18 protein-coding genes are annotated in these 17,960 nt (G+C 60.5%); 11 read left to right on the forward strand and 7 right to left on the reverse strand.

Features of this window, described 5'->3' with window-relative positions:
• Positions 1–51 precede the first annotated feature (51 nt).
• The 4 genes from ACQZ48_RS05345 (at position 52) to ACQZ48_RS05360 (ending at position 2,310) form a co-directional block, all read left to right on the forward strand.
• Complete coding sequence (locus ACQZ48_RS05345) at positions 52–801, forward strand: F0F1 ATP synthase subunit A (protein WP_004440258.1); 750 nt, start codon at positions 52–54, stop codon at positions 799–801.
• Between the two features lie 73 nt (positions 802–874).
• The gene (locus ACQZ48_RS05350; protein ID WP_003494147.1) at positions 875–1,102 is read left to right on the forward strand and encodes a F0F1 ATP synthase subunit C; all 228 of its coding nucleotides are present in this window, start codon (positions 875–877) and stop codon (positions 1,100–1,102) included.
• 79 nt (positions 1,103–1,181) lie between these two features.
• Complete coding sequence (locus ACQZ48_RS05355) at positions 1,182–1,823, forward strand: F0F1 ATP synthase subunit B (RefSeq protein WP_077982849.1); 642 nt, start codon at positions 1,182–1,184, stop codon at positions 1,821–1,823.
• A gap of 1 nt (position 1,824) precedes the next feature.
• Positions 1,825–2,310: a F0F1 ATP synthase subunit B gene (locus ACQZ48_RS05360; RefSeq protein ID WP_137409857.1), complete on the forward strand. Its 486-nt coding sequence runs from the start codon at positions 1,825–1,827 to the stop codon at positions 2,308–2,310.
• Positions 2,311–2,638: 328 nt separating this feature from the next.
• On the opposite strand, the gene ACQZ48_RS05365 is transcribed toward ACQZ48_RS05360, so the two are convergent.
• From ACQZ48_RS05365 to ACQZ48_RS05375, 3 genes are all read right to left on the reverse strand, one after another.
• Complete coding sequence (locus ACQZ48_RS05365; protein ID WP_173988255.1) at positions 2,639–3,814, reverse strand: S41 family peptidase; 1,176 nt, start codon at positions 3,812–3,814, stop codon at positions 2,639–2,641.
• Positions 3,815–3,896: 82 nt separating this feature from the next.
• Complete coding sequence (locus ACQZ48_RS05370; RefSeq protein ID WP_142912835.1) at positions 3,897–4,550, reverse strand: ribonuclease HII; 654 nt, start codon at positions 4,548–4,550, stop codon at positions 3,897–3,899.
• Between the two features lie 334 nt (positions 4,551–4,884).
• Positions 4,885–6,042: a PA0069 family radical SAM protein gene (locus ACQZ48_RS05375; protein ID WP_191217026.1), complete on the reverse strand. Its 1,158-nt coding sequence runs from the start codon at positions 6,040–6,042 to the stop codon at positions 4,885–4,887.
• 274 nt (positions 6,043–6,316) lie between these two features.
• Here ACQZ48_RS05375 and ACQZ48_RS05380 point away from each other — a divergent pair, with 274 nt between their 5' ends.
• Positions 6,317–6,835: a glycosyltransferase family protein gene (locus tag ACQZ48_RS05380; RefSeq protein WP_191217025.1), complete on the forward strand. Its 519-nt coding sequence runs from the start codon at positions 6,317–6,319 to the stop codon at positions 6,833–6,835.
• Positions 6,836–6,848: 13 nt separating this feature from the next.
• On the opposite strand, the gene ACQZ48_RS05385 is transcribed toward ACQZ48_RS05380, so the two are convergent.
• From ACQZ48_RS05385 to ACQZ48_RS05395, 3 genes are all read right to left on the reverse strand, one after another.
• Positions 6,849–8,282, reverse strand: a complete 1,434-nt coding sequence (locus ACQZ48_RS05385) for an FAD-binding oxidoreductase (protein WP_448728646.1) — start codon at positions 8,280–8,282, stop codon at positions 6,849–6,851.
• Positions 8,283–8,332: 50 nt separating this feature from the next.
• Entirely contained in the window at positions 8,333–9,310 is a 978-nt protein-coding gene (locus ACQZ48_RS05390; protein ID WP_173989573.1) for an L-threonylcarbamoyladenylate synthase, read from the reverse strand.
• A 65-nt stretch (positions 9,311–9,375) separates the two neighbouring features.
• A complete protein-coding gene (locus ACQZ48_RS05395; RefSeq protein ID WP_448728647.1) occupies positions 9,376–9,984 on the reverse strand; it encodes a DUF6656 family protein in 609 nt (202 codons plus the stop codon).
• A 331-nt stretch (positions 9,985–10,315) separates the two neighbouring features.
• On the opposite strand from ACQZ48_RS05395, the gene ACQZ48_RS05400 reads away from it, so the two are divergent.
• The 4 genes from ACQZ48_RS05400 to ACQZ48_RS05415 all read left to right on the forward strand — a co-directional run bounded on the left by ACQZ48_RS05400 (position 10,316) and on the right by ACQZ48_RS05415 (position 14,036).
• Positions 10,316–11,560: an aromatic ring-hydroxylating oxygenase subunit alpha gene (locus tag ACQZ48_RS05400; protein WP_077983039.1), complete on the forward strand. Its 1,245-nt coding sequence runs from the start codon at positions 10,316–10,318 to the stop codon at positions 11,558–11,560.
• A 7-nt stretch (positions 11,561–11,567) separates the two neighbouring features.
• On the forward strand, positions 11,568–12,650 hold the full coding sequence (locus tag ACQZ48_RS05405; RefSeq protein ID WP_089153226.1) for an FAD-binding oxidoreductase: 1,083 nt from the start codon (positions 11,568–11,570) through the stop codon (positions 12,648–12,650).
• 185 nt (positions 12,651–12,835) lie between these two features.
• On the forward strand, positions 12,836–13,297 hold the full coding sequence (locus ACQZ48_RS05410; RefSeq protein WP_137409862.1) for a BA14K family protein: 462 nt from the start codon (positions 12,836–12,838) through the stop codon (positions 13,295–13,297).
• A 223-nt stretch (positions 13,298–13,520) separates the two neighbouring features.
• Positions 13,521–14,036, forward strand: coding sequence for a BA14K family protein (locus tag ACQZ48_RS05415; protein WP_077982843.1), 516 nt, complete (start codon positions 13,521–13,523; stop codon positions 14,034–14,036).
• A 57-nt stretch (positions 14,037–14,093) separates the two neighbouring features.
• Here the strand turns inward: ACQZ48_RS05415 and ACQZ48_RS05420 are convergent, their stop codons facing one another.
• Positions 14,094–15,089, reverse strand: a complete 996-nt coding sequence (locus tag ACQZ48_RS05420; RefSeq protein ID WP_077982842.1) for a transporter — start codon at positions 15,087–15,089, stop codon at positions 14,094–14,096.
• A 220-nt stretch (positions 15,090–15,309) separates the two neighbouring features.
• On the opposite strand from ACQZ48_RS05420, the gene ACQZ48_RS05425 reads away from it, so the two are divergent.
• Together ACQZ48_RS05425 and ACQZ48_RS05430 are read left to right on the forward strand one after the other, a co-directional pair.
• Complete coding sequence (locus ACQZ48_RS05425; RefSeq protein WP_448728648.1) at positions 15,310–17,094, forward strand: acyl-CoA dehydrogenase; 1,785 nt, start codon at positions 15,310–15,312, stop codon at positions 17,092–17,094.
• Between the two features lie 10 nt (positions 17,095–17,104).
• Positions 17,105–17,863 (forward strand): crotonase/enoyl-CoA hydratase family protein, encoded by a 759-nt coding sequence (locus tag ACQZ48_RS05430; RefSeq protein ID WP_271358975.1) that lies wholly within the window; start codon positions 17,105–17,107, stop codon positions 17,861–17,863.
• The last annotated feature ends 97 nt before the right edge of the window (positions 17,864–17,960 follow it).

Below are 17,960 nucleotides of genomic sequence, written 5' to 3' on the forward strand. Positions count from 1 at the left end.
CCTTACAGTTGAGATGCCGCGACAGGCGGCGACAGGTAAAGAGGGCAGCCGGTGGCAAACGATCCGACCCATCAGTTCTTGGTGCAGCCGATCATTCCGATCGAAATTGGCGGCGTCGATTTTTCCTTCACCAATGCGTCGCTCTTCATGGTCGCGACCGTGGCTGCGGCTTCCGGTTTCCTTTATTTCGCAACGTCGAACCGCGGTCTGATCCCGACGCGCATGCAGTCCGTTGCCGAAATGTCCTATGAATTCATCGCCTCCATGCTGCGCGAAGGCGCCGGCAAGAAGGGCATGGTGTTCTTCCCGTTCGTGTTCTCGCTCTTCATGTTCGTGCTGACGGCCAACCTTCTCGGCATGTTCCCGTATTTCTTCACGGTCACCAGCCAGATCATCGTCACCTTCGCGCTCGCCTGCCTCGTTATCGGCACGGTCGTCGTTTATGGTTTTTACAAGCACGGCCTGCATTTCTTCGGCATCTTCGCCCCTTCGGGCGTGCCGAAGGCGCTTTTGCCGCTGGTCGCGTCGATTGAAATGATCTCGTTCCTGTCACGCCCGATCAGCCTTTCCGTTCGTCTTTTCGCGAACATGCTGGCCGGCCATATCACGCTCAAGGTTTTCGCAGGCTTTGTCGCCTCCATGAGCGCGCTCGGCGCACTCGGCGTCGGCGGTGCTGTCCTGCCTCTCATCATGACGGTCGCCATGACCGCTCTCGAATTTCTCGTTGCCTTCCTGCAGGCTTATGTGTTCGCGGTACTGACTTGCATGTACCTGAACGACGCCGTGCATGGTGGTCACTGAGAAGTAAAGTCGCTGGCCCCGGCAACGGGCGCCAAAAGATAGCCGCAACAACCTATATCTCAAGGAGTCTCACATGGAAGCGGAAGCAGCAAAGTACATCGGCGCAGGTCTCGCATGCCTCGGCATGGCTGGTACGTCCCTCGCACTCGGCCGTATCTTCGGTGATTACCTGTCCGGCGCACTGCGCAACCCCTCTGCTGCCGACAGCCAGTTCGGCCGTCTGGTATTCGGCTTCGCCGTTACGGAAGCTCTGGGCATCTTCTCGCTGCTCGTAGCTCTCCTTCTCCTGTTCGCTGTTTAATACCGGCATCAGGTCTGGATCACGGCCCGCGAATGGCGTGCCGTGATCCTTCGCATTTGCAGTACCCCTGGAGGTGAGCATGTTCGTGACCGAGGCTTATGCCCAGTCAGCACCGACCGTAGGTGAAACGCATACGGAAACTCCGGCTGTCGGTCAGCCGCAACCGGAAGCCACGCACACGGAAACCGGTGTGGCGCACGGCGCCGAACACGGCGCTTCCGGCGTTTTCCCGCCGTTCGACCAGTCTACTTATGCATCGCAGGTCCTGTGGCTGGCGATCACGTTCGGCCTTTTCTATCTGCTCATGCAGAAGGTCATCGTTCCGCGCGTCGGCGGCATTCTCGAGAACCGTCATGGACGCATCGCACAGGATCTCGATGAGGCGGCACGGCTGAAAAGCGAAGCCGACGCAGCCGTCGAGACCTATGAAAAAGAACTCGCGGCAGCCCGCGCCAAGGCAAGCTCGATAGGCTCCGCGGCCCGTGACGCCGCCAAGGCCAAGGCTGATGCCGACCGCGCCGCAATCGAGGCAGGACTTGCTGAAAAGCTTGCCGCCGCAGAAAAGCGCATTGCCGGCATCAGGGATCAGGCATTCGCCGATGTCGGCGCCATCGCCGAGGAAACCGCGACCGCAATCGTTGACCAGCTGGTCGGCGCCAAGGTCAAGGATGCCGACGTCAAGGCCGCCATCGCTGCCGCTTCTGCCGTGAAGGGAGCCTGATATGGCATTTGATGCATCATTTTTCGCTCTCGTCGGTCTCGTCCTTTTCTTCGTTCTGATCGCCTATCTCAAGGTTCCGGGCATGCTCTCCAAGTCTCTGGATGAGCGCGCCCAGAACATCCAGGACGAGCTGGCCGAAGCCAAGCGCCTGCGTGAAGAGGCTCAGCACCTGCTGGCCGAATATCAGCGCAAGCGCAAGGAAGCAGAAGCCGAAGCCGCAGGTATCGTTGCTGCCGCTGAACGCGAAGCAGCAGCGCTGACGGAAGAAGCCAGGCAGAAGACGGAAGAATTCGTCGCCCGCCGTACGGCCCTTTCGGAACAGAAGATCAAGCAGGCCGAAGAAGACGCCATCGGCGCCGTCCGTTCCGCCGCCGTCGACATCGCCATCGCCGCTTCTGAGAAGCTGCTGGCGGAAAAGACAACGGCTGCCGCAAAGGCCAAACTTTTCGCCAACACCATCGGCGAAGTGAAGTCTAAGCTGAACTGAGTTCATCTCGGTATTGTTCAAAACCCCTCCGGCGCAAGCCGTGAGGGGTTTTTTGTTTGAGGTGGAAAAGCTGGTTCGGGATATGGTGCCGCCTGTACTATGGAAATGCGGCATGCGCTCCAGCAGGCCTCCGTCGGAGGGGCGGTGATTGGCTTTATTGTTTTTGATACTCAATGTCGGATTGCGCTTCCGCTCTGCGCCAGAAGCGAACGGATGAAGTGTGCATCGCTGATTGCCGTGGCGCCGAAAGCGAAGGCGGCCATTCCATACCTGGCGCAGCATTTTCCGAGGGTCGACCGTCAGCAGTGTGGGCTTAACCGCCGTTCGTCTAATCGTTCAGACTCTTTAGAACTTGTTGGTAGAATGCGCCTTGTGCGTTCTCAGCAGTAGACCTTACGACCCATTCCCAATCCAAAATCAGTTTTCCTGCCGGGACCATTTGCTGCGCGATTTCAGCCGGTGTGGTTTCGTTGCTGGTTCCGTTCTCCCAGTCGTGAAAGGCCGATGAGTATCGAACGACCGCTCCGCTGACAGGCAAATCGAGTAACCCTCCCTCGGCAAAAAAACTTAACCCGTCGCCCATTTCTTCGCCGATGAGTTTGAGCCTGCGTCCCAGACTATGTTTGAGAATGGCTACAAATACTATCGCTGCGGAAAACGTGAATTTGTCGACAAGCACAGCGACCTGCCCGCCTGCGTTTTCTGAGATGGCGTCGATCAAGGGCATCGTTTGAAGAAAGTCGCCACCGGTGTTTCCGCGAACGTCAATCAAGAGTTTTTTGTTCGGGCAGGCGCTTACATGCTCCGCTGCACCGGAGATGGCTTTCGGCAGCGCAGTTTCGCTTGGATCGAAGAAACTTGGCAATGATATTGAAAGCCCAAGCCCCTGCCAGTCCTCGAGCTCTGCAAATCGCTCGGGTTTCCAGGTTGGATCAGCCTTGCCATGCTCGTTTCTCGGGTAAAGCATCGGTGCAGGAACTGTCTGCCCGTTCTCCAGTTTGAAATTGGATATCCGCCCATTATCGTCTTTCACGCAATATTCGGTCGTATTCTCTTTTGAAGAGAAACCGAGGCGGGTCAATGCATACGGCCATGCGAGAAGAATCGGTCCGATGACCCTTTTCCTCTGACGTGTTCCTGCCAGAAATTTTTCTGCGGCGGCTTCAATTTGGCCCAACGGTGTGCCGTTGACTGCTATCAGCTCTCCTCTTGGCGCAGTTGTTTCCAGTGCCGTTTCAGTTAACTGCACCGCCGTCCCGACGCTCACGAACCTCAGCGGCAGCACCGAGATGCAATCGTTCGGGATCAGCCGTGTATGTCCGTTTTGAGGAAGTGCGAGCAGGCGCATCGCAGAAAACAGAAAGGCCTCTTTGGAGCCCTCCAAAGCATAACGTCGGGTGTCACAAATGCAGCTGTCTATCGCCGCCTGTTCGATCCGTCGAAAGCTGGGATCGGTCGGCAGGACGGTGTCCAGAATTTTCTCGAGATCTTGCGTCAGGGACATGATTTACGGTGCGCATAGTTGCTCGTCGATGTCCAGATCGGGTCGATAGCGATTGTTCTGGTTGGAACTCCATTAGTTGTCATCAATCCCGCTTCAGCGGCCGAAAGCTCATCCGGTGCAGCGCGCAAGGCCCGTGGCTTTCAATGGCGCGCAGGTGGGCCGGCGTGCCGTAACCGGCATGGCCTTCGAAGCCGTAGGATGTGTGCACCACACCCGCTCGTTCCATCATCCGGTCGCGGGTCACCTTGGCGACGATCGAGGCGGCGGCGATGGAGAGGGAGCGGGAATCGCCCTTGATGACGGCCTTGGCTTCGCAGGCGATGCCGGGCGGGCGGTCGCGGCCGTCGGCCAAAACGAGGGCAGGGGAGATTTCGAGGCCCAGCACGGCGCGGCGCATGGCGTCGAGGCTGGCGCGCAGGATATTCATGCTGTCGATCAGGCCGGGGCCGGAGGAGGCGACGGATACGATCGAGCTTTCCATGATCTGGACGAACAGGCTTTCCCGTTTCTGCTTCGTCAGCTTCTTGGAATCGTCCATACCCTTGGGAATATTGTCCGGATCGAGAATGACGGCTGCCGCAACCACCGGTCCGGCCAGAGGTCCCCGGCCTGCCTCATCCGTGCCGGCCACGGGCCAGAGGCCCTTCTTTTTCGCTTCCAGTTCGAAGGAAAAATCCGGGCCGGTATCGGCAAGGTCGAAAAGAGCAGGAGAATCGGGTGTGGCCGTGCGTTTCATGCGGCGAAACTCGCATACACACCCGATCTCCTGCAAGCCCCCGGAAGCGGGCGATGACAGGCGCGGTGAGCCGGGGTCAAGGGGCGTGGCTCACCGTGCCCCTGAGGTCATCATGACCTTTGATCCTCCAGCGGGGCGGCGGAGGAAAAACGATCGCACGCGAGGCGGCGGGTTCCGGGGGCAATGTCCGGCAGGCCAGGGAAAACCCGCCGGGCATGTCGTCAGGGGCATGGCCGGTCAGAACGAAGGACCGGCGCTCCTCATAATCTTCTTCCTGATATAGACGCGTCGGCAAGACGGCCTGGATCAACAGGTAGCGCCGTCAGCGCCGGTTTCAAAGCAGCGACAATTGCACCCCCGCACCGCCCGGCGGAACGAAGAGATCGTCGCGCAGATGAATGCCACGGCGGATGAGACCGAGCCTTTTGCTCGCCATTTCGAAACGTCGGCCGATCTGCCAGGCATAGGGGCCTTCACCCTTCATGCGCTTGCCAAACTCCGCATCGTAATCCTTGCCGTCACGCATGGAGCGCACCAGCGACATGACGTGGCGGTAGCGGTCCGGATAGTTGCGCAACAGCCAGTCGCGAAACAGCGGGCTCACCTCCAGCGGCAACCGCAAAAGCACATAAGACGCCTCGGTCGCACCGGCGGCCTTGCCGGCCTCGAGAATACGTTCGATCTCATGATCGTTGAGCGCCGGAATGACGGGCGCCATCATCACGGCCACGGGAATGCCGGCATCGGTCAGCGCCTTGACGGCTTCCAGCCGCTTCTCCGGCGTGGCGGCGCGCGGTTCCATGTTGCGCGCGAGCTTCCGGTCCAGTGTGGTGACGGAAATACCGACCTTGGCGAGCCCCTTTTGGGCCATGGGCGCTAGAATGTCTATATCCCGCTTGATCAGCGCCGATTTGGTGACGATGGCGACGGGATGATCGGCCTTGGCCAGCACTTCCAGTATCTGCCGCATGATGCGCCATTCGCGCTCGATCGGCTGATAGGGGTCGGTATTGGTGCCGATGGCGATCACCCGCGGCTTGTAACCCGGCTTCGCCAGTTCCCGTTCCAGCAGCTTCGCCGCATCCGGCTTGGCGAAGAGTTTGGCTTCGAAATCCAGTCCGGCGGAAAGCCCCATATAGCTGTGCGTGGGGCGCGCAAAGCAATAGATGCAGCCATGTTCGCAGCCGCGATAGGGATTGATGGAGCGGTCGAAGGGGATATCGGGTGATTCATTGCGGGTGATGATGCTGCGCGGCTTTTCAACCTGCACTTCGGTGCGGAATTCCGGCATGTCCTCAAGAGTCTGCCAGCCATCGTCGAAAACCTCGTGCTGCAGGGTCTCGAAGCGCCCATCCGGGTTCAGCCCGGCGCCACGGCCGCGACGGCGGTCGATCTCGATGCGCAGGCCGGATGCATCGGCCAGCGCATTGGCAATATCCGGCATATGGCTCGGCTGGAAGGCAGCCTGCCCCGAAAGCGTATGGTTTCTCATCTGGATGCTCCCAGGACGCCGCACGCCTTTCGAGGCACGCTCAACGCCCTAAACCGTTTCCATCCGCACAGGCTTTCAACCGCCTGCCGAATGATTAAATTCCTACATCAGGAATGAGAACAATACAAGAACAAAATTGCAAATTCGGCTCGTTCTCCAGAGGTGGGCGCGGCCCCGTCCGGAGACTGTGCGCCGGCTGGGCAAGGACAGCCTTGGATTTTTACCGCGATGAGCGTAGTGGCAATTTATTGTGCGATGCGTTAGAGCTATGCAGATGTTGACAGTCATAATGGAATGCCGGGATCACGAGCCGGAACTGGCGCACACATTGTCTGCGCTCGTCACCGGGGCCGTGGAGGGGCTTGTAAGCGATGTTGTGATCCTCGATCACGGTTCGCGCGATGGATCGTCGCGCGTCGCCGATGCCGCCGGCTGCCGTTTTTATGGGCAGTGGGACATCGAAGACGTGGTGAAGTCTGCACGCGGCGGCTGGCTGCTTCTGATCGAGCCCGGCGCGCGCCCGCAGGCGGGCTGGATCGACGAGATTCTCGAATATGTGGCGATCTGCGCGCAGCCGGCCCGCTTTTCGCCCTCGCGCTATCACCGGCGCAATGTCCTCAGCCGTATGCTGCGGCGTATTCCGCCATTGGAACACGGATATCTTCTGCCAAAGAAGCATGCGGTGTCGATTGCGAAATCGGGCATGAGCCTGACACAATTTGTCGGCACGCAGAAGCCGCGCCGGCTGAATGCGGAAATGGTGCCCGCCTGGGCGCTGCGGGCCTCGGCGTAAGCTTGAGGCCGCTTTACCCGGCCAGAACCTTGCCGGGGTTCATGATGCCGGCAGGATCGAAAGCGTGCTTGATGCGCCGCATCAGTTCCATTTCGATGCCGGGGCGGATGGCCGCCAGCTCGTCGCGCTTCAATTGCCCGATGCCGTGTTCGGCCGAAATGGAGCCGCCGAGCGACAGCACGATGCCATGCACGATCTCGTTCATGTCGCGCCAGCGGCCAATGAATTCGGCCTTGTCGGCTCCCACAGGCTGGGAAATATTGTAGTGAATATTGCCGTCGCCCAGGTGTCCGAAGGCGCAGACGCGGGCGCCCGGGATGGTGGCAAGAACCGCCTTTTCCGCCGTCGCCATGAATTCCGGTATTTTCGACACCGGAACGGAAACATCGTGCTTGATCGAGCCGCCTTCGGGTTTCTGCGCCTCCGACATGCTTTCGCGCATATGCCAGAGCGCCTGCCGCTGCGCTTCGGACGCGGCGATCACCGCATCCTGAACCAGCCCCGCCTCAAAACCGCGCTCCAGCAGCGATTGCATCATGCTATCCGCCGTCTCGGCCGAATCGGAGGTGGAGATATCGATGAGCGCGTACCAATCATGCGGCTGTTCCAGCGGATCGCGCACGCCGGGAATATGCCGGGCGGTGAATTCGACGCCGATTCGCGGCATGAGTTCGAAGCCGGTCAGCGCCGTGCCGCAGAGATTGGAGGCCATTTCGAACAGTTTCAGCGCGTCTTCGGTGGAGGTGAGCCCCGCAAAGGCCACCTGATGGCCGAGTGGCTTCGGGAAGAGCTTCAGCACCGCGCCGGTGATGATGCCAAGCGTGCCTTCGGAACCGATGAAGAGATCGCGCAGATCGTAACCCGTATTATCCTTTTTCAGCCGGCGCAGCCCGTTCCAGATTTCGCCGGTCGGCAGCACGACTTCCAGCCCGAGGCAGAGCTGGCGCATATTGCCATAAGCGAGCACCGCCGTGCCGCCGGCATTGGTGGCGAGATTGCCGCCGATGCGGCAGGACCCTTGAGAGCCGAGCGACAGCGGGAACATCCGCTCCACGGAATCAGCAGCCTTGTGAATGTCATCGAGAATGCAGCCGGCATCCGCCACGATGATATTGGCGACCGGATCGATATCGCGAACGCGGTTCATGCGCTCCAGCGACAGGATGATGTCGGTGCCATCAGCGCGCGGTGTCTGTCCGCCCACGAGGCCGGTGTTGCCGGTCTGCGGCACGATGGCGGTGCCGGTTTCGCTGGCGAGCTTGAGGATGGCGGCAACCTCTTCGACCGAACCGGGCCTGATGAGCAGCGGCGAGGCGCCGCGATAAAGCCCGCGATTTTCCACGAGGCGCGGCGCCATTTCCGCCGGGTCGCGGACCGCGTTCTTTTCGCCGACAATGACGGCAAAGCGGTCGAGAATGTCGGAGGAGGGGATGGCGGTGGTCGTCATGGGCGGCGTCTCGCTGGCTTTTGAAACATGGGCGAAAGGATTGGGCGCCGTTAGCCTCGCGGCGCGGCGGCGCGGGACAGGCGGTCGTTGATCGCCTCTCCGAGGCCATGGGTGGGAATGGCGGTGATGGCGATCATGTCTGCGCCGCTTGCATCGGCGGCTTTCAGATAATCGAACAGATTGGCGGCGGCCTCGGCAAGATCGCCGGAAGGGCTGAGATCGAGCACGGCGCGCGCCATCTCTTCGCCGGCAATGGCGACGCTGCCGAATCGGATCAGCGCTTCACCTGGCCGAACCGATGTGGCGTGAAGGCGCACGGCCGCACCCGGCGCATAATGTGATGCCAGCATTCCCGGCGCCTCAATGGCGGCGGCGGCCTTTTTCGGCCGTTCGAGGTTTTTTCCCGCAACGCGTTCTATATCCTCGGTGACGACGCCGCCGGGACGAAGCAGCCGCACCCGGCCATCCTCCTCCACCTTGACAATGGTGGATTCGACGCCGACGGTGGCCGCGCCGCCATCGAGAATGAGATTGATCTTCTGGCCAAGATCCGCCTCCACATGGGCTGCACTTGTCGGGCTGATTTTGCCGGAACTATTGGCGCTGGGGGCGGCGAGCGGCCTGTCGAATCGGCGGATCAGATCACCGGCAAAACCCTGCGGCACACGAATACCGACCGTATCGAGCCCGGCCGTCGCCAGCGAATGAATGTCGCTTCCCGCCTTCAGCGGCAGCACCAGCGTCAGCGGGCCGGGCCAGAAGGCCTTTGCGAGCTTCAGCGATATGGGATCGAAGACGGCGTAACGTTCGGCCATGGCGATATCGGCCACGTGGCAGATCAGGGGGTTGAACTGCGGCCGGCCTTTCGTCTCGTAAATGCGGGTGATCGCCGCCGGATTGGTGGCGTCGGCGGCAAGGCCGTAGACGGTTTCCGTCGGCAGGGCGATGGGTTGGCCGGCGGCAAGCTCCGCCACGGATGCTTGCAGGGCTGTTTCCCGCTCATGTTCAATGTTGATGTGACGCGCCATGATGCTGCCTTTCAGGGCGGTCAATAGCGTATTTCAGGCTGGAATGGAAATCGCTATCGCGGCTTTTATATCGCCTTGATGATCCTGCGCATCTCCTCGGACCGCGCGCCAAGCATCAGCACGTTTTTCAGCGCCACGCGCGGATCGTGGGTCTGGAACAGCAGGCCGCCGCGATGCACGGAGGTATCGACGGCGACCTCCTGGTCGGGAAGCGCGTTGATGGCGACGGCGAAATACATCCGCGAGTAGCGCGCATCGATATTTTCGAAGAAGTTTTCAGCCCCGCTCAGCTCGGCGAAGAAATTCGCGAAATAAAAGGACCAGAGCACATGGCGCTCGGCATCGAAGCTGGTTTTCGCCGCCGTGACGTGACAATAGCCGAGATGCGGCCGGTCATTGAGCAGATGGTGAAAAACCATCTTCGGAAAACGGATGGACTGGTGAAACCCGTTCAGACGGCTGTGGGTGGCGTCGGCGGCAGCTTCCAGCTTTCGCCCCGTCAGAGCAGCCACTTCGTCATGGCTGTAATAGGCACGTTCTTTCGGCAGCCATCGCTCTTCATAACGGCTGATGCGCCCTGTCCGCAGAAAATCGGAATGCGCGGTCTTCGAGCGTATCGGTGCGACCGAATGCATGCTCGCATCGAAATAGCGTATGCGTGTCGCCTTCTCCACCAGGAACACCCTCGTTGCTGCGGTCCGGCAAGATAAATTGGGGTGCGTTAATACTCCGTTGCGCCGCATCCCCCGTTTTCTTACGGGTGGGGAGTAAAGAGTGCGGTATTATGCGTCATATTGCGACGTCGTTGCAGGCGCTAAATAGCTGTCGGATTTAGCAGTGGAATGGCTTGTGGCGGCGGATTGCGCATGTCGCAATTTGTCGCCAATGCGGAAGCCGATGTCGCTGTCTGTGCTGCCGCAAATGACCGCCGGTGTTTAGATGAGTACATGCTTCCGCAACCCCGCAAATGGTGTCGGGCAGGGCGGTTTGATCGAGGATTTGGCCATGGAATTGCGTGATACCGTATTGCGCCAGCTGAAAAACCGCCGCGAAGGCTTCAGCCTGGAGCAGCCCTTCTACACGGACCCGGATTATTTCAAACTGGACATGGAAACCATCTGGTATCGCGACTGGCTGTTTGTCGGCCATGATTGCGAAGTCCAGAAGTCCGGCAGCTATTTCACCGTGCAAGTCGGCGCTTATTCTGTGGTCATCGTTCGCGGCCGTGACGGGCAAATCCGCGCCTTCCACAATTCCTGCCGCCATCGCGGCTCCCGCGTCTGCACCACGCAGAAGGGCCAGTCGGCCCGCCTTGTCTGTCCCTATCATCAGTGGACCTATGATCTCGACGGCAAGCTGCTGTTTGCGCGCCATATGGGCGAAGAGTTCGACAAGGGCGATTTTGGCCTGAAGCCGGTCGCCTGCGAAACCGTCGCCGGTTACGTCTTTATCTGCCTTGCCGATCAGCCGGCCGATTTCGAGCCGATGCGCAAGGAAGTCGAGAGCTACATGGCCCCGCACCGTATCTGGGAGGCGAAGGTCGCGCATGAGAGCACGATCATCGAAAAGGGCAACTGGAAGCTCGTCTGGGAAAATAACCGCGAGTGCTACCATTGCGCCGCAAACCACCCGGAACTGTGCCGCACCTATCCCGAAAACCCGAGCGTGACGGGAACGGACGGCGGTGCGAGCGATCCCGAGATCGGCGGCCACTGGGCGCGCTGCGAGGCCGCCGGCCTGCCGAGCCGTTTCAAGATCGACAAGAACGGACAGTTCCGTGTCGCCCGTATGCCGCTGATCGGTGAGGCGGAAAGCTACACCATGTCCGGCAAGCCCGCCGTGCGTCGGCCGCTGTCTGATGATGTGAGCATCAGCCATATCGGCGCGCTGTTGCTGTTCCATTACCCGACGACCTGGAACCATTTCCTCGGCGACCACACCATTTCCTTCCGGGTGCTGCCGCTCAGCGCCACGGAGACCATGGTCACCACCAAATGGCTGGTGCACAAGGATGCCGTCGAAGGCGTGGACTACGATCTCGAAGACCTCACCCACGTCTGGAACGAGACCAACGATCAGGATCGCCGCATCGTCGAGGAAAATGCCTTCGGCATCCGTTCCCCCGCCTATGAGCCCGGCCCCTATTCCATGGAGGACGAAGGTGGCGTGATGCAGTTCGTCAACTGGTATTCCGATTTCATGATCGACCGGCTCTCGGGCGACAAGTCCCGGCTTTCGGCTGTAGCGTGATGCGAAGATGAATATGGTTGTGACCTATAAACATATTGATGAGATGAAGCCCTGGAGCGACAAGCTCCAGCTTCTGGAATGCATCTCGGTGACGCCCGAGACGGCGGATGTGATGACGTTTCTGTTCCGTTCGGAGGATCAGAACTGGTTCCGTTATCTGCCGGGCCAGTTCGTCACGCTGGAACTGCCGGTGGGCAAGGAGCCGCTTTACCGCACCTACACATTGTCCTCCAGCCCGTCGCGGCCCTATGCGCTGTCGGTCACGGTCAAGGCGCAGGCCAACAGCATCGGCACGCGCTGGATGTTCGACAATCTGAAACCCGGCATGAAAATCCGGGCGCTCGGCCCGCTCGGCGACTTTTCCTACGTCAAGCATCCCGGCGACAAATATCTGTTCATCTCGGCAGGCTCCGGCGTCACGCCGATGATGTCGATGGTGCGCGACATGAGCGACCGCGCCCCGCAGAGCGATATTGCTTTCATCAATTGTTCGCGCACGCCCGGCGATATCGTCTTCCGTCACGAACTGGAATATCTCGCCCGGTTCATGCCGAACCTGTCGCTCGGCTTCATTGTCGAAAAATGCGGACGCACCGATCTGTGGTCGGGGCTGAAAGGCATGGTCGACAAGGCCAAGATCGCGCTGCTGGCTTCCGATTTCATGGAGCGAACCGTCTTCTGCTGCGGCCCGGAACCGTTCATGGCGGCGGTCCGTTCGATGCTCGACGCGTCCGGTTTCGACATGGGGCGCTATCATCAGGAAAGCTTCGCGCCGGCTGCGCCGGTCACCGTTGGTGAAACCGTACTTACTGGTGCGGATGGCGAAACGCTGTCGATGGTGGGTTTCACCCTTTCCGGAAAAGAGATGGCCTGCCAGCCCGGCCAGACGGTCCTGATGACGGCGCGCGCCGCCGGCGTCCGTATCGGGGCGGCCTGCGAATCCGGCATCTGCGGCACCTGCCGGGTACTGAAGCTTTCCGGCGAGGTGGAGATGAACCACAATGGCGGCATTCTCGACGAGGAAATCGAGGAAGGCTATATTCTCGCCTGCTGCTCGCGCCCGTTGACAGATGTGAAGGTGGAGGCCTGACGCCAGCAGGCGTTTCAAACCTCTTTCATTCACGGGATGGTTGTCATGGAACCAAATTTTCCTAAATTCGTTTGCACGTCATCGAATTCTTTTCGGGCATAGAGCGGGGGCTAACCTTGATCTCCGACAAGAGCGAGTGAGTGAAAAAGGCGCGGTCAACGCGCTGAAGCAAATGGAGGAAGGTCATGATGAATTTCCGGAGAACGAGTGTCGCGACAGCGATTGTCGTGTTCCTGACCAGCTTTACCCCATCGCAGGCGTTTCAGGTTCCTGTTCCGGTGACGAAGCCGGCTGTGGCGACTGAAAATGTGGTGCCGGTGCAGTACCGTGAATGGGATCGTCGCCGCCATTGGGATGGGCGACACATGCGCCGCCCGCCACCGCATCGAAACGGCTGGTACAACGGTCACCGTGGTTATCGCGATCGTCGGCCGGGTTACCGTTACCACAACGGTTACTGGTTCCCGCTGGCAGCCTTTGCGGCAGGTGCGATTATCAGCGGCGCCATGCAGCAGCCGCGTCCGGCCTATGGCGGCAGCCATGTGGCTTGGTGTCAGAACCGCTGGCGCTCGTATCGCGCCTATGACAACACCTACCAGCCGTATAACGGTCCGCGCCGCATATGCGTGTCGCCTTACAGCCGCTGATGACGGTTTTTCGAGAGCCCGGATTAATCCGGGCTTTTGCTTTTGCAGCGCCGCTGTCGATAAACGAAGCGTGATGACGCCGTTAATGCTGGGTTCAGGCGCAAACGCCTAGCTTTTATTTCGTAAGTTGCAGCCAGATGAAACAAACTGGCCCAATGGGAAGAAGAAAGTGTTATTATTCACGGACAACGGCCTGTTGACCGTCGTGGATGGAGGAAGTCAGATGAAAAGCTATATGAAAAATATCCTGGCTGCCGGTCTTTCTGCAATCGTGGTTGCAGGAGCGATCGTTCCGGCGGAAGCGGCAATGCCATTGCCGACCGCGCCGAAGAGCGTCGAGACCGCCGGCAGTGACGCCGGCAACAATGTCGTGAACGTGCAATATTGGCGTGATCGCGACCGCTGGGGCGATCGCCGCGGCTGGTATCGCGGTCATCGCGGTTATCGCGAATATCGTCCGGGTTACCGCCACCACGACGGCTATTGGTTCCCGCTCGCAGCCTTTGCGACGGGCGCCATCATCGGCGGCGCATTGTCGCAACCGCGTGAAGTCTACCGCCCGGTTCCGGAATATCGTCCGCGCCCGGTCTATCGGGAATACCGCCCGATCTATCGTGGCGGTCTGAGCCAGGCGCATGTGAATTGGTGCTATGGTCGCTATCGTTCCTACGATGCCCGCACCAACACCTTCCAGCCCTATCACGGCCCGCGCCAGCTTTGCTATTCGCCTTATAGCTGATGGCTTGCCAGGCTGAAATTGACAGAGCCGTCCGATCATACCGGGCGGCTCTTTGCGTTAGAGGATTCGCGCGCGCTTCAGCACGAACCAGGCAAGCGCCACCGAAATAACGATGAAGATACTGGCCGACAGCGTGCCGCCGGTGCCGACGGTAAACGGCAGTTCATCCGTGTTCATACCGAAAAAACCGGTCACCAGCGAGGGCGGCAGCAGGAACGCCGTCATCAGCGACAGGATATAAAGATGTCGGTTGGTTTCGGAGGAGAGCTTGGAATCGATTTCCTCATGCAGCAGCCTTGCCCGCTCCTGCAGGGCGTAGACGTCGTGATCGACAGCCTCCAGACGGCCCATCAGGCGTGAGGCGACATCCTCGAAACCATCCGGCATCTCGTCATCATCGGCGGCCGAAGCGCGCCGCATCAGGGTCAGCACAGTGCGCAGATGCCGGTGCAGGCGAACCACCGTGCGGCGCAGCGGGGCAAGACGCCGCCGTTCGTCGCGTGTCTCGCTGTCATAGACCAGATCTTCGATGGTGTTCAGCTCCTCCGTCGTCTCCATCACCAGATTGATGAGCGAGCGCTGGAATTCGGCAACGAGACCTTCGAAGACATGGGAGGGCGTCAGATACCGGTTCGAGTTCTTGTCCACCGCCGCCTTCAGCCGGTCCACCGAATGCAGCGGTTGCAGGCGGGTGGTGATGATGAAACGGTCACTCACCGCAAAATGCAGCCAGCCGAAATCGCGCGTTTCCTTGTCGAATTCCCGCTGGAAATCGACCAACGTGCCGTAAAGCGATTTTTCATCGACCACGATGGACGGATGTGTCTCATGGGTGGTGAGGCTTGCCCGCGCCGCCGGATCGAGACCGTCGATGGTCTCGAGAAAACCCGCCACACGCTGATCGGCGAGGTTGAGGTGCAACCAGAAGAACCCGGCGCATCCGGCCATTTCATCAAAGCCGGCATCGGGCGCAAGCCGGCGGCACGGGGCTGTGCCGGGGTGGAATTGATAGGCCCAGACAAGGCCCGGAATAACGGGTGTAACGAGATCCATCGTGGCAGTCCTGACCGGCTGGATGGGAGGAAGGAGGCGTCCGTCGTTCCGGTGTGGGAGCGGCGGCGGCGAGGCGCCTTTCAGCGCATGCTGAACAAATTCACATGACAGTTTTATAACAATCCCGCTGAATAGACCGGAATTTTCAAATTGACGTTTACGTAAAAATCATTTAGCCCGAGGGCAGTAGCAAGATGCCAGAGCTTCGGGAGGAGGCAGCATGTATAGCGCGCCGGTGGACGATATCGCCTTTACACTCAAACATGTGGCAGGTCTCGAAGACGCGCTGTCGGCGGGTGCGCTGGGAGACCTTGGGGAAGATCTGGTCGATGCCATTCTGCACGAAGCCGGCCGTTTCGCCACCGCAGAGGTCGCGCCGCTCGCCGAGATCGGCGACCGCCAGGGCGCAAAGCTTGACGACGGCAAGGTGACGACACCGGATGGCTGGGCCGATCTTTACCGCCGCTGGGCGGAAGCGGGCTGGAATAGCCTCACGGCTCCGGAAGAATTCGGCGGCCAGAACCTGCCGCATATGCTGAATGTCGCCGCTCTCGAAATGTGGAATTCCGGCTCCATGGCCTTTGCGCTGGCCCCGACGCTGACCATGGGCGCGGTGGAAGCCCTTGTCGCCCACGGCAGCGATGACCTCAAGCGCACCTATCTGCCGAAACTCGTCTCCGGCGAATGGACCGGCACGATGAACCTCACCGAGCCGCATGCGGGTTCGGACCTCGGCGTCCTGAAGACCCGGGCGGAGCGCAATGGCGACGGCACCTATCGCATCTTCGGCCAGAAGATTTTCATCACCTGGGGCGAACACGACGCGGCGGACAATATCATCCACCTCGTTCTCGCCCGCCTGCCGGATGCGCCGGCCGGCACGCGCGGCATCTCGCTTTTCCTCGTGCCGAAATTCCTGCCCGATGAAAACGGTGCGCCGGGCAGTCGCAACGATCTGTTCTGCCATTCGCTCGAACACAAGCTCGGCATTCACGGCTCGCCCACCTGCACGATGATCTTCGGCGATGGCAAATTCGGTGACGAAAAGGGCGCGCTCGGCTGGCTGATCGGCGAGGAGAACAAAGGTCTCGCCTGCATGTTCACCATGATGAACAACGCACGCCTTGCCGTCGGCATGCAGGGCGTGGCGATCTGCGAAGCGGCGACCCAGAAGGCCATCGAATATGCCAGGGAGCGCACGCAGGGCAAGGCGCCCGGCTGGCAGGGTTCCGGCATGAGCCCGATCATCGAACATCCTGATATCGCCAGAACACTTCTGACGATGAAGGCACTGACGCAGGGATCACGGGCGATTTCTTTCAGCTGCGCGCATGCCATCGACATGGCGCATGCGAATGAAGACGCCTCGCAGCGCGCTCACTGGCAGGAGCGCGCTGCTCTTTTGACCCCGATCGCCAAGTCTTTCTCCACCGATGCCGGCGTCGATGTCGCCTCCATGGGCATTCAGGTGCATGGTGGCATGGGCTTCATCGAGGAAACGGGTGCTGCGCGTTATCTGCGCGACGCCCGCATCGCGCCGATCTATGAAGGCACCAACGGTATTCAGGCCATCGATCTGGTGCTGCGCAAGCTGCCGCTCTCCGAAGGCGCACAGGTACGCGGTTTCATCGCCGAACTGCGCGAGATCGCCGCCCGCACAGCGGCGTCGAACCGCGACGATCTCGGCGAGACCGGCCGTTATCTCGACGCCAGCCTTACCGATCTGGGCACGGCGACGGACTGGCTGCTGGACCGCATCAAGGCGGGCGAAACCGAAACGGCGCTCGCCGGCGCGACGCCCTATCAACGCCTTTTCGGCCTGGCGCTGACAGGCGCCTATCTCGCCAAGGGCGCATTGGCCGCCGTCGATGATGGCAGGGGCGGGCATCGTGCCGCCCTTTGCCGGTTTGCAGCGGAAAACCTGCTGGCGGAAACGACGGCGCTGAAGGATCGCGTTATATCAGGTGCGGCAAGCCTTGCCGCCGCCCGCACCGTATTGGCTTGAGGAGGCTCAGATGTCGGACGAACACATTCTCGTCGAGCGCGTCGGCCATGCGCCGGAAGTCTCGACCATCCGCTTCAACCGGCCGGACAAGAAAAACGCCATCACCGATGCCATGTATCTGCGCATGGCAGACGCCCTGCATGCTGCCAATGCGGACCCGGAAATCCGCGTCGTCGCCTTTCTCGGCACGGAAGGCTGCTTCTCCGCCGGTAACGACATGGCCGATTTCCTCGCCTTCGCCATGTCGGGCGGCAAGGGCAAACTCGCCGCGCTTGAGCTTCTGAAAGCGCTCGTCGCCTTCGAAAAGCCGATGGTATCCGGCGTCGACGGGCTCGCCATCGGCATCGGCACGACGCTGAACCTGCATTGCGACCTGACGGTCGCCTCCAGCCGCAGCCTGTTCAAAACCCCATTCGTGGATCTCGCTCTAGTGCCGGAAGCGGCCTCCAGCCTGCTCGTGCCGAAACTCATGGGACACCAGCGCGCCTTTGCGCTGCTTGCCATGGGCGAAGGTTTTTCCGCCGAGCAGGCATTGCAGGCCGGAATGATCTGGAAAGTCGTCGCCCCTGAACATGTGGAAAGCGAAACGCTGGCGCTCGCCACCCGGCTTGCGGCCAAACCGCAGCAGGCGCTGAAGATCGCCCGCGATCTGGTTCGCGGCAATCCGCAGGACATACTTGCCCGCATCGAAGAGGAAGGCCGCCATTTCATCGCGCAGCTGCAGAGTGCGGAAGCGCGCGCCGCCTTCGAGGCATTCATGCGTCGCTGAGTGCCGCGGGAATCGTCATTGCCACTTATTATGGAGCGGGCGATATCCGCCTGCTTCTTCTCCCCGAGGGGGAGAAGGTCGCGGCAGCGGGATGAGG

The sequence above is a fragment of the Agrobacterium sp. 22-209-1 genome (genome assembly GCF_053522485.1).